Raw genomic sequence first — 14,687 nt, 5'->3', positions numbered from 1 at the left:
CGGTGAGAATCCGGTACGGTCGCGCCACTGTGTTACCGGCCCGCACGCCCTCCCGCGTGCCCGGGCCGGGAAGTCAGACCCGGCACTGTCGTCCTGGCCCCGACATGGGACGCGTGTTCCCCCAGGAGGTTCTGCCATGGCACAGTCAGCCGCTCCCGCGACCAGCTCGCCCGCCATACCCGAGGTCACCCCCATCTCGCTGAAGGAGATCGCCCCCTGGGCCGTCTTCGGCGGGATCCTCATGCTGGTCCTGCTCTACTTCGTCGGCGCCGAACAGGGCGCCACCTCGCTCGTCTCCGGTGAGAACGTCCACGAGTGGCTCCACGACGGACGCCACCTGCTCGGCTTCCCCTGCCACTGACGACCCAGGGGTACCGACATCATGAACTCCGTCTCCGTGAGAGCCCTGCTCGTCCGCGGCATGCTCGCCGGCCTCGCCGCCGGCGTCCTCGCCCTGATCGTCGCCTATCTGCTGGGCGAGCCCCAAGTGGACTCCGCCATCGCCTTCGAGGAGGCGCACAGCCATGAGCACGGCGGCGAGGAGGCCGTCAGCCGCACCCTCCAGTCCACGGCCGGCCTCGCCACCGGCATCCTCGTCTACGGCGTCGCGCTCGGCGGCATCGCCGCCCTGGCCTTCTGCGTCGCGCTCGGCCGCGTCGGCCGGTTCGGCCCCCGTGCGACGGCAGCCCTGGTCTCCCTCGGCGCGCTCCTGACCGTCTACGTGGTGCCGTTCCTGAAGTACCCGGCGAACCCCCCGGCCGTCGGTGACCCCGACACCATCGCCAAGCGCACCACGCTCTACTTCCTGATGATCGCGCTCAGCGTCCTCCTGGCGGTGGCCGCGGTCGTCCTCGGCAAGCGGCTGGCACCCCGCCTCGGGGCCTGGTACGCCACCGTCGCGGCGGCGGCCGGCTTCGTCGCCGCGGTCGGGCTCGCCTACGCCTTCCTGCCCGCGATCAACGAAGTCCCCGACGGCTTCTCCGCCACGCTGCTCTGGCGCTTCAGGCTCTCCGCCCTCGCCATGCAGCTCCTCCTGTGGACCGGCTTCGGCCTGGTCTTCGGCCACCTCGCCGAGCGGCTCCTCACCCCCCGTGCCGCCTCCGGCTCCCGCACCGGAACGGCCACCCCGGCAGCCGCTCCGACAAGCTGAACCCCACCCCACGCGAGAGCCCGCCCGGACCCACCGGGCGGGCTCTCGCGCATCCGCTCCTACCACGCCGCCGAGTCCGGACCGGAGTCGAGAACTCGCCTTTCTCCAAAAGAGATTGACGGTACGTCGAAACGGAATCCGGTAGCGGAGACTTAATGTCGCCGACTCCCGTCCGGTCTCGCACCGGGACCGGGAGAGGCGCTAGCCTGAACGCTCAACACGCGCGCTGCGCTTGGGGGCAGGGGGAGCGGTGGGGTGTGCATGGACGGTCGGATGACCCTACGTCACGCCAGGTGGCCGACGTGCCGCCCGGGGGCGCGGAGCAGACTCCGTTAGAGCCGGGAAACCCCATGGCGTGAAGCCGCGCCGGACCGTTCTCCGCCACGGCCCCCGCGCGTGCCCCCTTTTGCGTTCCCGCCGGCCCCGGCACCTCTTCCGCCGCGGGCCCTTCGCACCCCTGGCATCGGCCGCCGGGGACCCGGAATTCCGGAAATTCATCCCGAGAAGGTTCGTCTGCTGAAACTTTACGAGGGCGTGTCACTCCAGATGATACTGGTCAACCGTGAAAAGGAACTCGGCCTCCTCGCGTCCGCACTCACCGAGTGCACGGCCGGAAGGTCGAAGACGGTCGTCGTGGAAGGCGGCGTCGGCTGCGGGAAGAGCGAACTCCTGGAGACCTTCGCCGAATACGCCGCCGCCCAGGGAGCGATGGTGCTCAGGGCCGTCGGGATGCGCTCCACCGACGCGCAGCCCTTCGCCGTACTGCGCCAGCTCGCCGACCAGACGGGGCAGGGCGGCCCCGACCCGACCCGGCCCCCCACCGAGCACGACTTCCTCGCGGCCCTCCACCGGATGACCGCGACCTCACCCGTCGTCGTCTGCGTCGACGACGCCCAGGACGGCGACATCCGCTCCCTGCACCACCTCCTCCAGCTCGCCGGCCGGCTCCGCTCGGCCCGCCTCCTCCTCGTCTTCACCGACAGCCTCCACCTGCCCCACCAGGACCCGCTGATCAAGACGGAGCTGCTGCGCCGGTCCAACTCCCTGCGCATCCGCCTCGGCCCGCTCACCGAACAGGGCACCGATGAACTCCTCGCCGCCCACGACGGCGACCCGCACGACCCCGCCCTGGTCGGACGCCTGCACTCCATAGGCGCCGGCAACCCCCTGCTCCTGCGGGCACTCCTGGAGGAGTGCCTGGTCACCGGCGTCGGCACGCCCAGCGCCTGCGGCGAACCCCTGGTGGGCGGGCTCTACGGACAGGCCGTCCTCGCCTGCCTCTACCGCAGCGGATCCGTGGCCCTGGAGGTCGGCCACGCCCTCGCCGTCCTCGGCGACGCCGGCACCCCCGCCCTGCTCGCCCGGATGCTCGACCAGCCGGCCGCGCCCCTCGACCAGAACCTCCACGCCCTCAGGGCCGCCGGCGTCATCGACGGCACCCGCTTCCGGCACCGCTCCGCCGCCGCCACGGTCGAGGCCGACATGGCACCCGCCCGCCGCACCGCCCTGCACCGCAAGGCCGCCGCCGTCCTCTACGCCGCCGGGGCCGCCTCCCCGGCGATAGCCCGCCACCTCCTGGCCGCCCAGCGCGCCGTCGAACCCTGGGAACTGATCGCCCTGCGGAACGCCGCCGAGGACGCCCTCGGCGAGGACGACGCGAAGTTCGCCATCGACTGCCTCGAACTCGCCCACGACTCCGGCTCCGACGAGGCCGAGCGCATCGAGATCAAGATGCGGCTCGCCCTCGTCATGTGGCGCACCAACCCCGCCGCCGCGGAGTACCAGCACCTCCCCGACCTGCTCGCCGCCATGCGCGCCGGAACGCTGTCCCCGGACGGGCTGGTCATGCTCGGCAAGCTCCTCGTGGCCCACGGCCGCATCGAGGAGGCCCTGGAGGTCATCGCCCGCCGCGGTCCCGACGCCCCGGCCATGACCCCGGAGAGCGGCATCCACCCGTACATCTCCTCGATGTGGGCGCGCTACGGCTTCCCCGCCGTGATGGTCCCCGACGAGGGCCGTCCGGCCGTCCCGCCGGAGCCCGGCGGCCGCGCGGGCGAGCGGGTCCCCGGCGTCCACCTGCTCCAGAGGTCCGCCGAGACCCTCCTGCTCGGCGGGGGCGGGGACGACTGGGTCGCCTCCGCCGAGAGCTTCCTCAAGGTCGCCACCCTCACCGACGCCATGCTCGGCCCCGTGGGCAGCGCCCTCAAGGCCCTGCTCTACGCCGACCGGGTCGAGGAGGCCGCCGCCTGGTGCGCCCGCGCCCTCGACGAGTCCACCCGCCGCGACATCCCCGGCTGGCAGGCCGTGTTCGCCACCACCCAGGGCCTGATAGCCCTGCGCCAGGGGCGGCTGGAGGATGCCATCACCTCGGTTGAACGGGCACTGGCCGTGGCCCCCGAGCGGAACGGCAGCGTCCTGGTCTGCGGCACCACCGCCATCCTGGCCGTGGCCTACACCGAACTCGGCCGCTACGACGACGCCGCCCGCCAGATCAACCTGCCGGTGCCCGAGACCTGGTTCAAGAGCGTGCACTGGCTCGCCTATCTCCGCGCCCGGGGCGTCTTCCACCTCGCGACGGACCGCCCGCTCGCCGCGCTCGCGGACTTCCTGAAAATAGGAAAGCTGGCCGGCCGCTGGGGAATCGACCACCCCATGCTGGTGTCCTGGCGCACCGAGGCCGCCGAATGCTGGCTGCGCGTCGGCGAGCCCGTCCAGGCCGCGGAGGTCCTTTCCCCGCAGCCCAGCGCGAAATTCCCCGGCAACGGCCGTATCCGCGGCATCACCCTCCGGATGGAGGCGGCCCTCGCCCCCCTCGCCCAGCGGCCCGAACTCCTGCGCATGTCCGTCGAGGACCTCCACTCCTCCTGCGACCGGCTGGAGGCCGCGAAGGCCCTCGCCGACCTGCGGGACGCCTTCCAGGAACTCGGTGACCCGATGCGCGCCGAACTCGCCCGCCGCCGCGCCTGGCACATCGCCCGGGAATGCGGGGCGGAACCCCTCTGCCGCCGGGTCGCGCCCGGCCGGCGGGAGGCGCCCGCACCCCGGGAGGACGTCACCCCGGCGGCCGCGGCGGCCGAGCCCACCGCCGAGCCCGGCGGCGAACTCACCCGGGCGGAACACCGCGTGGCCTCGCTCGCCGCCTACGGCCGTACCAACCGCGAGATATCGGAGCAGCTCTACATCACGGTCAGCACCGTCGAACAGCATCTGACGCGCGTATACCGAAAACTGCGTATCACTCGTCGGCACCAACTCCCGATGGACCTGTAGACACCCCGTGCCGGACCACCGCACGGGGTGGTGTCCGCGGCGCCGCGGTCACGGGCACGCGACGCCGCGGAGCCTTGACGGCGTACGGATCCGGCTCGCACCCCGGCCGGATCAGCCCACCGTTCCGCTCACCGAACCCTCACGGTCCGCCTCCTCCACCGCCGCCGCCCCGGAGGGCCGCTTCGGCATGAAGAACAGGGCGAGCACGGCGGCCACCACCGCGATGACGCCGCACACCGCCAGCAGCGTGTGCATCGCGCTCACGAACGCGTCCTGCACCGCCCGCACGATCTCGGGGCTGCCCAGCTTCTTCCCGACGGCCACCCCGCTGCCCACGCTGCGCCGGGCGACCTCCGTGACCTCACCGGGCACCTCCCCCAGCCGCAGATGGGAGCGGTAGCCGGCGTTGGCGACCGTGCCGAGCACCGCCACCCCGACCGAGCCGCCCACCTGCCGCATCGCCGAGACGAGGGCGGAACCCACCCCGCTGCGCTCCTTGGACAGCGAATTGATGGCCGCGGTCATCGTCCGCGTCATCGCCAGGCCGAGGCCCACGCCGGCCACCACGAGCCAGAGGGCCACGAAGCCGTAGGACGTGGCCAGTTCGGTCCTGGTGCCCAGGAACAGGCCGGCCGCGACCAGCAGGAAGCCGAGCGCGGGCACCGCCCGCGGGGCGATCTCCGTCGCCAGCTTGGAGACCAGCCCGGCGCTGACCAGCACCCCGCCGATCAGCGGCAGCAGCCGCACGCCCGTACCCAGCGCGTCGGTGCCGTCGACCGCCTGGAAGTACTGCGGCAGCGCGAAGATCAGCCCGAACATCGCGAAGGCCACGACGGTGCCCAGCACCGAACCCCAGACGAAGCCGCGGGAGCGGAACAGGCCCAGGTCGACCAGGGGTTCGCCGGTGCGTTTGACGCGCTTCTCCCAGAAGCCGAACACCACCAGCAGCACCAGCCCGCCGACCAGCGGCAGCAGCGCCTCGCCGCTGCCCCAGCCCTCCTCGCCGGCCCTGATCGAGCCGTAGACGACGCCGATGAGCGCGACGCTGGAGATCAGCACCCCGGTGAAGTCGATCCGGCCGCGCTGCGCGCCGTGCGACTCGGGGACCAGCAGGGCGACGGCCACCAGGCCCAGCGCCACCAGCGGGGCGTTGACCAGGAACACCGAGCCCCACCAGAAGTGGTTGAGCAGCGCGCCGCCCAGGATCGGGCCGAGCGGCAGCCCGAGCGTCTGGGTGACGGCGATGACCCCGATCGCCTTCGTCCGCTCCTTCTCGTCCTCGAAGATGTCCAGGAGGACCGAGGTGCACAGCGGCACGAGGAAGGCCGCGCTGACGCCGAGCAGCGTACGCGCCGCGATCAGCATCCCCGACGAGCCGGAGTACGCGCACCACACGGAGGCGGCGCCGAACACGAACAGCGACCCCATCAGGAACTTCTTGCGGCCGAACCGGTCGCCGAGCAGCCCGGCGGGCAGCAGCAGCGCCGCCATCGCCAGCGTGAACGCGTCGACGAACCACTGGAGGTCGCTGGTCGACGCCCCCAGGTCGGCGCCCACGGTCGGCAGGGCCACATTGAGGATCGTCGCGTCCACGCCGATGGTCAGCAGGCTCAGCCCGAGTGCCGCCAGCGCCAGCCACTTGCCCCTCGCCTCACGCACCGTGGTCCCCCTGTTCCGCCTGTCCCGCGTCGGCCCGATCCGCGCCGGACCCGTGGGTCCCGTCCTGGAGGGAGCTGTTCCGGACGGCGTCCCAGCGCTTGAGCAGGGGCTCCGCCTCGACCGTGAGCCACTCGAAGACCTGGTGCGCCTCCCGCAGCCGGGCCGCCTCCGGGGCCCCGGCGGGGAACAGCCGCAGCCCCTCGTCGGTGATGTCCACGAAGGAGGCGATGCTCTCCAGACGCCGGCGCACCAGGGCGGACCAGGCGTCGGTGGACACGCGGTAGTACGTGGAACGGTCGCCGCTGCGGGTCACGGCCTGGATCATGCGGGTCTCGGTGAGGAGCCGCAGGGTGCCGGTGAGGGACGCCCGGCTCGCCCGGACGGCCTCGGCGATCTGCGCGGCGTTCTGCTCGGGCGGATCGCTCACCATCAGCCAGGCCAGGGTCCGCCCCATGATCGGGGGCCAGCCGGACTGCTGCATGAACCAGGTCGCCACACCCTCGACCCAGGCCCGGATCTCGGCGGACTCCACGGCCGGGGTGTCGTCGGCGGACGACGCCATAGGGCGTTACCTCCTGAAGCCGATTGCGATGACCAGAGGTTTCAGTCGCCACTGTAATGACTGAACTCGCCTGCGGGTAGGGCGTGTTGAGGAAGTGGGGGAGAAGTGGCCCGATCGCTTCGGTGAGGCCGCAGGGGCGTGGGCGGCCGCCAGGTGCGGACAGGCCGGCGCCCCCGGAGCCGGTGGCTCCGGGGGCGCCGGGTGACGCGGCCCGGCCGCGTCCCTTCCCCCCGTCGACCGCAGCGCTCGGTGGAGCGCTCGTCAGGTGGCGGTGGCCGGTTCGGCGCCGGGCACGCGGAAGCGGTCGATCGCTTCCTGGTGCCGGGCGCGGAGCTCGTGGTCGCGGACGCCGAGTCCCTCCTCGGGGGCGAGGGCGAGGACGCCGACCTTGCCCTGGTGGAGGTTGCGGTGCACGTCGTAGGCGGCCTGGCCGGTGTCCTCCAGGCGGTACGTCTTGGACAGCGTGGGGTGGATCTTGCCCTTGGCGATCAGGCGGTTCGCCTCCCACGCCTCGCGGTAGTTGGCGAAATGCGTGCCGACGATGCGCTTGAGGTTCATCCACAGATAGCGGTTGTCGAATTCGTGGGTGAAACCGGAGGTGGAGGCGCAGGTGACGATGGTGCCGCCCTTGCGGGTGACGTAGACCGAGGCGCCGAAGGTCTCGCGGCCCGGGTGCTCGAAGACGATGTCGGGGTCCTCGCCGCCGGTGAGTTCGCGGATGCGGGCGCCGAAGCGCTTCCACTCGCGGGGGTCCTGGGTGTGCTCGTCGCTCCAGAACCGGTAGTTCTCCGCCGACCGGTCGATGACGGCCTCGGCGCCCATCCTGCGGCAGATCTCCGCCTTCCGGGGGCTGGAGACCACGCAGATGGGGTTGGCGCCGCCGGCCAGGGCCAGCTGGGTGGCGTACGAGCCGAGTCCGCCGCTCGCGCCCCAGATGAGGACGTTGTCGCCCTGCTTCATCCCGGCGCCGTTGCGGGAGACGAGCTGGCGGTAGGCGGTGGAGTTGACCAGCCCCGGCGCGGCCGCCTCCTCCCAGGTGAGATGGGCCGGCTTGGGCATCAGCTGGTTCGACTTGACCAGCGCGATCTCGGCGAGGCCGCCGAAGTTGGTCTCGAAGCCCCAGATCCGCTGGGCCGGGTCGAGCATCGTGTCGTCGTGGCCGTCGGCCGACTCCAGCTCCACGGACAGGCAGTGCGCGACGACCTCGTCGCCGGGCTTCCAGGCGTTGACGCCCGGACCGGTGCGGAGCACCACGCCGGCGAGGTCGGAGCCCAGGACGTGGTACGGCAGGTCGTGACGGGCGGCCAGGGGCGAGGTGCGGCCGTAGCGCTCCAGGAACCCGAAGGTGGGCAGCGGCTCGAAGATCGACGACCATACGGTGTTGTAGTTCACGGAGCCGGCCATCACGGCCACCAGCGCCTCACCGGGACCCAGCTCGGGGACCGGCACCTCCTCCACGCGCAGCGACTTGCGCGGATCCTTGTCGGCGGAGGACATTCCCTCGAAGAGTGTCACGTCCCCCTTGCGGACGACGACGCCCCGATAGCTCTCGGGTAAGCAGAGGGCCGCTATGTCGGCCTCTGTCGCCTCGCCGGATATCAAAGCCCGGGTGATTTCCTGCATCGGTAGTCCTCGTGCGGCGTGCCTCTGCGCCTATTGGGGAGCCTTGAGGCCGAGCTGGGCCAGCATCGTGACGTTGTCACTGATGGTCCAGTGCTCGACGATCTTCCCATTCTGCACACGACTCATGTTCAGCATGAGCATTTCGAAGGACTTCCCTGTCGGGGGAATGCCCATGAACTCGACGGTGTGTGTGCCCCGCACCACGCAGCGCGATGCCACGGTGTCCCCGGTCTGCACGATCTGCTCGACCGTGGCCCGCATGTCGGGGAATACGGCCTGCGTGAACTGCCACACCGCGAGCCAGCCCGCCCGGTCGCGCGGGGTGCCCGGCGGGTGCTCCGCGTCGCCCGAGGTGCCCGGCAGATGGGCCACGACATCCGGGGCGATGAACTCCCGGGCCTTTTCGACGTCGCCCGAATTGAAAGCGTCGTAAAGGCCGGTGATCGCGTCCGAGGGCTGCTGGGTCATCGCGGATACATCCCGTCCTGAAGGAGAAGGGTGGCCGGTTACCGAAGGTAGTTACCGAAAGCGGGTGCCGAAAGCCTTCGGCAAGCTACCCAGCCGCCGGGCAGCCCCGCAACCCCCAAGAATCAAGGGGTAGTTGGCGGCGTAGGGGTAGGGGTGGCGGGGTCCGGATGTAGGGACTGACGGGCCAAAGCCGGGGTGGGTAGCGTGACGCGCCGAACGGAAACAGGTGTATCGGTTCTGCTACCTCCCGGCGCATCAGCGAGTACATCCGCGAGAACTTCCTCGACGGCGACCCCAAGGGCGACCTGGAGGACGACACGCCGCTGCTGGAGTGGGGTGTGCTCAACTCCCTCAACACGGCCAGGCTGATCGCCTTCATACGGGAGGAACTCGACGTCGTCGTCAAACCCGTCGAGATCAGCGCCGCGAACTTCCGTGACGTCCGCAGCATCGCGGCGATGGTGTCCCGCGGGGCGCGCAGGGCGGCGTGACGGCGCCGGATCCCGCACCCGGCCCCGGCCCTTCCGTGGCACGCGCGGTGCCCCTCGCCTCCCCTCCGGTGACCGAGGGGAGGCGCCCCCGGGCGGGCTGGATGCCCCGGCCGCCCGAGGCCGGCTCTCCCGCCCGGTACCGGGTGACGGACCCGCCCGCGCGTGGCCGCCTCCCCGCGGTCGTCCCACAGGCCGGGGACCGGGGCCCGGACGCAGCCCCGACACCGGCAACGACAGCCCCGCCCGCACCACCCGTCGCCCCCTCCCCATCGAGCCCAGGTGAAAGGCGTTCGCAGACCATGGCCGCCAGCACGGACGTGACCCACCGCCCCGCCGCACCCATCGCCGTCGTCGGCGTCGGGTGCCGCCTCCCCGGAGGCGTCCGCGACCTCGCCTCGCTCGGCACCGTGCTCACCGCCGGTACCGACGTCATCGCGCCCGTACCCGGCGACCGCTGGGGGCCGGAGCTGTACCACCCGGAGCGGGGGCGGCCCGGCACCACCGCGAACCACGTCGGCGCGTTCCTCACCGACGTCGACCGCTTCGACGCCGCCCACTTCGGCATCGCGCCCCGGGAGGCCGCCGCAGTCGACCCCCAGCAGCGCCTCCTGATGGAGGTGGCCTGGGAGGCCATGGCCGACTCGGGGCGCGACCGGGACGCCTGGCGCGGCACCCGCACCGGTGTCTACGTCGGGCTGCTCGCCAACGACTACCACCTGCTGCACGCCAAGGCCGTCGGCCTCGACCGCATCGGCCCGCACTACGTCACCGGCGCCGAGTCCAGCTTCGCGGCCGGCCGCCTCGCCTACACCTTCGACCTGCGCGGGCCCGCCGTCGCCGTCAGCTCCGCCTGCTCCTCCTCCCTCTACGCCGTCCACCAGGCCTGCCAGAGCCTGCGCGCCGGGGACATCGACACCGGGCTCGCCGCCGGCGTCAGCCTCCTCCTAGGGCCTGAGATCAGCGTCTTCATGAGCACCATCGGGGCGATCTCGCCCACCGGCCGGTGCCGGCCCTTCGACGCCGCCGCCGACGGCATCGTGCGCGGCGAGGGCTGCGGCGTCGTCGTCCTCAAACGGCTCGCCGACGCCCTCGCCGACCACGACCGGATCCACGCCGTCATCCGCGGCTCGGCCGTGAACAACGACGGCAGCAGCCTCGGCCTCACCGCGCCCAACGCCGCCGCGCAGGAAGCCGTCGTCCGCGACGCCCTCGCCGCCGCCGGGCTCGCCCCGCACGACGTCGACTACGTCGAGGCGCATGGCACCGGCACGCCCCTCGGCGACATGATCGAACTCGGCACGCTCGCCGAGGTCTACGGCACCGGGCGCGCCCCGGACCGGCCCCTGCTCGTCGGCTCGCACAAGGCCGTCTTCGGCCACACCGACTCCGCCGCCGGCGTCACCGGCCTCATCAAGGCCGTGTGGGCCCTCGGCGCCCGGCGCGCCCCCGCGCAGCCGCACCTCGGGGCACGTCGCGCGCTGGCTGGCGTCCCACGGCGCCGGGCACCTTGTCCTGACCAGCCGTCGTGGCCCCGACGCCCCGGGTGCGGGCGGATTACGCGCCGAACTGGAGGCGCTGGGCGCCCGCGTGACCCTCGCCGCCTGCGACATCGCCGACCGGGACGCGGTATCGGCGCTCCTGTCCCGCCTGCGCGACGACGGCTCGCCCGTACGCGCCGTGGTGCACACCGCCGGCGTCCCGGGCCGGTTCACGACCCTCGCCGATGCGACGCCCGGCGACCTCGCCGAGACCCTGGCGGCCAAGGCCACCGGCGCGGAACTGCTGGACGAGCTCCTGTCCGCCGAAGCACCGGAAAACACGGGCGAGTTGGACGCCTTCGTGCTCTTCTCCTCCAACGCCGGCGTCTGGGGCGGCGCGGGCCAGGGCCCGTACGCCGCCGCCAACGCCCACCTCGACGCGCTGGCAGAACGCCGCCGCGCCCGCGGCGCCACCGCCACCTCCGTCGCGTGGGGCATGTGGGGCGGCGCGGGCATGGTGTCGGGCCAGGAGGGCGTCGAGGAGGCGCTCGGCCGGCTCGGGCTGCGGTCGATGGACCCCGAACTCGCCGTCTCGGCGCTGCGACAGGCCCTCGACCGCGACGAGACGACCCTGTCGGTCACCGACATGGACTGGGAGCGCTTCGCCGCCGTCTTCACGGCCGCCCGCCCGCGCCCCTTCCTGGACGAGCTGCCCGAGGCGCGGCCCCCCGTACCGGCCGGCGAGGCGGGGGAGGACGGCGGGTCCCGGTCCGAGCTCGTCGGGCGGCTCACCGGGCGGTCGCCGGGGGAGCAGCACCGCGTCCTGCTCGGCCTGGTCCGCGCGCACGCGGCGGCCGTGCTGGGGCACGACTCGGCGGACGCCGTCGAACGGGACCGGCAGTTCCAGGAGCTGGGCTTCACCTCGCTCAGCGCGGTCGAACTGCGCAACCGGCTGGGGGCCGCCACCGGGCTGCGGCTGCCCGCGTCGCTGGTCTACGACCACCCCAGCCCCGCCGCCGTGGCCCGCCTCCTGCGCGCCGAGCTCGTCGGCGAGCAGGAGGACGGCGCCCTGACGGCCACCGGTCCGGGCGCCCGCCCGGCCCTCCCGGCCGCGTCCGCGCCCGTGACCGACGAACCGATCGCCATCGTCGGCATGAGCTGCCGGCTGCCCGGCGGGGTGGAGTCGCCGGAGGACCTGTGGCGGCTGGTCGCCGAAGGGCGTGACGTGGTGTCCGACCTGCCCGGCGACCGGGGGTGGGGCGCCGTGGAGCGGCTGACCGAGCTCGGCGTCGACTTCCCCGGCGGCAGCTGGCTGCGCAAGGGCGGGTTCATCGACGACCCCGCCGCGTTCGACCCGGAGTTCTTCGGCCTGCCCGCCGCGGAGGCACTGGCCATGGACCCGCAGCAGCGGCTGCTGCTGACGATGGCGTGGGAGTCCGTGGAGCGGGCGGGCATCGACCCGCGCACGCTCCGGGGCGGCAGTACGGGCGTGTACGTCGGTACGTTCTTCCAGCCCTACTGGGCCGGCTCGAACCGGATCTCCGAGGAGGTGAAGCCCTACCTCGGTACCGGGGTGACGCCGACGTTCGCGTCCGGCCGTGTGGCTTACCTCCTCGGCCTCGAAGGGCCCACGTTCACCGTGGACACCGGCTGCTCCTCGTCGGCGGTCGCGCTGCACCTCGCGTGCCAGGCGCTCCAGCGCGGCGAGTGCACGTCCGCGCTGGTCGGCGGGGTGACGGTGCTGTCCAGCCCGACGGCGCCCCTCGACCTGGGCGGCATGGCGCCCGACGAGCGCTGCAAGGCGTTCTCCGCGGCCGCCGACGGCACGGGCTGGGGCGAGGGTGCCGCGATGCTGATGGTCGAGCGGCTCTCGGAGGCGCGGCGGCTCGGCCACCCCGTCCTGGCGGTCGTCCGGGGCTCGGCCGTGAACCACAACGGGGAGAGCAACGGCCTGTCGGCCCCCAACGGGCCCTCGCAGCAGCGGGTGATCCGCGCGGCGCTGGCGAGCGCCGGGCTGGAGCCGGACGAGGTCGACGCCGTCGAGGGGCACGGCACGGGCACCCCGCTCGGCGACCCGATCGAGGCGCAGGCACTCCAGGCGACGTACGGGCGGAACCGTGCCGCCGGCCGGCCGCTGTGGCTCGGCACGGTCAAGTCCAACATCGGCCACCCGCAGGCGGCCTCCGGGCTGGTCGGCGTCATCAAGATGGTGCTGGCGATGCGGCACGGCGTGCTGCCGAAGTCGCTGTACGCCGACGCGCCCTCCCCGGAGGTCGACTGGGCCTCGGGCGGGGTGTCGCTGCTGGCGGAGACCGTGCCGTGGCCGGAGACGGGCCGGCCGCGCCGGGCCGGGGTGTCGTCGTTCGCGGCCGGTGGCACGAAGGTCCACCTCATCGTCGAGCAGGCCCCCGCGGCCGGACCCGCCCGGCGCCCGGCCCCCGCCTCCGACCCGGTCCCCGTGCTGCTGTCGGCCCGTACGGTCGAGGGGCTGCGCGAACAGGCCCGCAGGATCGGGGAATCGGTCGCCTCGCGGCCCGCCCTGGCGGTCTCCGACGTGGCGTGGTCGCTGGCGACCGGGCGGTCGGCGTTCGCGCACCGGGCCGCCTTCCTCGCGGCGGACCGCGAGGGCCTGCTCGCCGGGCTCGCCGCCCTGGAGTGCGGCGATCCGCTGGAGCGCACGGTGCGGGGCGAGGCACCGGGCACGGCGCGGCCGGTCCTCGTCTTCCGGGGGGCCGCGCCCGCCGGACCGCCCGCCGGGCAGGACTCCGTCGCGAAGGAGCTCTACGAGACCTTCCCGGCCTTCGCCGACGCGCTCGACGCGGCCTGCGCCCACCTGGACGCCCACCTCGGCACCCCGGCCCGGGACGCCGTCCTCTCCGCCGCCCCGGCCGGGCCGGCGGTCCGGACCGCCGCCGGGTACGCCCAGGAGGTCGCCTTGGCGGGCCTGCTGGGCGAGCTCGGGCTGAGCCCGGAAGGGGTGGCCGGGCACGGGAGCGGCGAGATCGCGGCGGCCCTGGTGGCCGGCGCGCTCACGGCCGAGGACGCCGCCGTCCTCGTCGTCGCCGTCGGGCGGCTGCTGGAGTCGGCCGGTGTGCGCGGCGCGGCGGTCGAGGACTTCCACCGCGCGGTGCGCAAGGTGCGCCCGCGCGAGGCGGAGCTGCCGCTGGTCTGCTCCGTGACCGGCGAACCGCTGGAGACGGCCCGCATGGCCGACGCGGCCTACTGGCTGGAGCGCGACACCGCCGTGCCGCCCGCCGAGGGCGCCCCCGGGCTGCGGGGCGACGACGTCGGCGTCGGGGTGGAACCCGGGGCGCTCGACGCGCCGGGCGGTGCCGTGGCCGGGCTGCTGGCGGCCCTGGCGGGCGCGCACGTGCGGGGCGTGGCGGTGGACTGGCGGCGCGTGCTGACCGCCGCCGGCGCCGAGGGGGAGCCGGTGGAACTGCCCACCTACGCCTTCCGCAGGGACCGGTACTGGCTGGACACCAACCCCGTGGCGATCCTCGGCGAGGCCCTCGCGGGCAAGAACGTCAACAACTGGGCCGCCGTCGAAGGGGTGGAGCTGCTCGACGAGGACGCGCGCAAGAAGGTCGTGGAGACGTACTTCCGGCGTCTCAACGACGGGGACATCGACAAGGTCATGGAGATGCTCTCCCCCGACATCCGGATGGAGGACCCGGTCGGCGGCCCGCCGCGGATCGGCCACGAGGCGCTCCGGGAGTACCTGACCTCCGTGATCGACGCGAAGTCGGAGATCCGGACCGGGACGATCGTCGCCGCGCAGGACGGTATGCGGGTGGCTCTGCCCCTGGTCGGCAGGCTCAACCAGCTGGGGAGGAAGGACGGGCCGCGCATGGAGATCCCCTGCGTGGACGTCATCAGCGTCGGGGGCGACGGGCTGATCCAGGAGGTGCTGGTCTTCTGGGGGATGACCGACGTCGGCCGGTGACCCCGGCGGCGTGCCCCGGTGTGCTCGGGTGACACGCCGG

At 73.4% G+C, this 14,687-nt stretch carries 9 protein-coding genes and 2 pseudogenes; 7 read left to right on the top strand and 4 right to left on the bottom strand.

Annotation, left to right across the window (positions count from 1 at the left end):
• Window positions 1-136: 136 nt before the first annotated feature.
• The 3 genes from SMD11_RS04500 (at window position 137) to SMD11_RS04490 (ending at window position 4,420) form a co-directional block, all read left to right on the top strand.
• Window positions 137-361, top strand: a complete 225-nt coding sequence (locus tag SMD11_RS04500; protein ID WP_087925187.1) for a CbtB domain-containing protein — start codon at window positions 137-139, stop codon at window positions 359-361.
• A gap of 21 nt (window positions 362-382) precedes the next feature.
• Window positions 383-1,150, top strand: a complete 768-nt coding sequence (locus SMD11_RS04495; RefSeq protein ID WP_087925186.1) for a CbtA family protein — start codon at window positions 383-385, stop codon at window positions 1,148-1,150.
• A gap of 534 nt (window positions 1,151-1,684) precedes the next feature.
• The gene (locus tag SMD11_RS04490) at window positions 1,685-4,420 is read left to right on the top strand and encodes a helix-turn-helix transcriptional regulator (RefSeq protein WP_159395217.1); all 2,736 of its coding nucleotides are present in this window, start codon (window positions 1,685-1,687) and stop codon (window positions 4,418-4,420) included.
• Window positions 4,421-4,531: 111 nt separating this feature from the next.
• On the opposite strand, the gene SMD11_RS04485 is transcribed toward SMD11_RS04490, so the two are convergent.
• From SMD11_RS04485 to SMD11_RS04470, 4 genes are all read right to left on the bottom strand, one after another.
• Window positions 4,532-6,079, bottom strand: a complete 1,548-nt coding sequence (locus SMD11_RS04485) for an MFS transporter (protein WP_087925184.1) — start codon at window positions 6,077-6,079, stop codon at window positions 4,532-4,534.
• Window positions 6,072-6,641 (bottom strand): GbsR/MarR family transcriptional regulator, encoded by a 570-nt coding sequence (locus tag SMD11_RS35775; RefSeq protein WP_199843795.1) that lies wholly within the window; start codon window positions 6,639-6,641, stop codon window positions 6,072-6,074. The genes SMD11_RS04485 and SMD11_RS35775 overlap by 8 nt, the downstream gene beginning before the upstream one ends.
• A 261-nt stretch (window positions 6,642-6,902) precedes the next feature.
• Window positions 6,903-8,264 carry a crotonyl-CoA carboxylase/reductase gene (gene ccrA, locus SMD11_RS04475; protein WP_087925183.1) on the bottom strand — a complete coding sequence of 454 codons (1,362 nt, stop codon included), beginning with the start codon at window positions 8,262-8,264 and terminating at the stop codon, window positions 6,903-6,905.
• A 30-nt stretch (window positions 8,265-8,294) separates the two neighbouring features.
• Window positions 8,295-8,732: an ester cyclase gene (locus SMD11_RS04470; protein WP_087925182.1), complete on the bottom strand. Its 438-nt coding sequence runs from the start codon at window positions 8,730-8,732 to the stop codon at window positions 8,295-8,297.
• 230 nt (window positions 8,733-8,962) lie between these two features.
• Here SMD11_RS04470 and SMD11_RS36190 point away from each other — a divergent pair, with 230 nt between their 5' ends.
• The 4 genes and pseudogenes from SMD11_RS36190 (at window position 8,963) to SMD11_RS04455 (ending at window position 14,647) form a co-directional block, all read left to right on the top strand.
• Window positions 8,963-9,223 carry a phosphopantetheine-binding protein gene (locus tag SMD11_RS36190; RefSeq protein WP_087925181.1) on the top strand — a complete coding sequence of 87 codons (261 nt, stop codon included), beginning with the start codon at window positions 8,963-8,965 and terminating at the stop codon, window positions 9,221-9,223.
• Window positions 9,224-9,324: 101 nt separating this feature from the next.
• Window positions 9,325-10,626: pseudogene (locus SMD11_RS04460) on the top strand (polyketide synthase); the annotation flags it as partial.
• Between the two features lie 76 nt (window positions 10,627-10,702).
• Window positions 10,703-11,194 (top strand): annotated as a pseudogene (locus tag SMD11_RS36800) (SDR family NAD(P)-dependent oxidoreductase); the annotation flags it as partial.
• 3 nt (window positions 11,195-11,197) lie between these two features.
• On the top strand, window positions 11,198-14,647 hold the full coding sequence (locus SMD11_RS04455; protein WP_324614798.1) for a beta-ketoacyl synthase N-terminal-like domain-containing protein: 3,450 nt from the start codon (window positions 11,198-11,200) through the stop codon (window positions 14,645-14,647).
• The last annotated feature ends 40 nt before the right edge of the window (window positions 14,648-14,687 follow it).

Source organism: Streptomyces albireticuli, from assembly GCF_002192455.1.
In the GTDB taxonomy this organism is placed as follows: domain Bacteria; phylum Actinomycetota; class Actinomycetes; order Streptomycetales; family Streptomycetaceae; genus Streptomyces; species Streptomyces albireticuli_B.
Note: the sequence above shows the minus strand (reverse complement) of the source record. Positions and strands in the feature narration are given on the sequence as shown.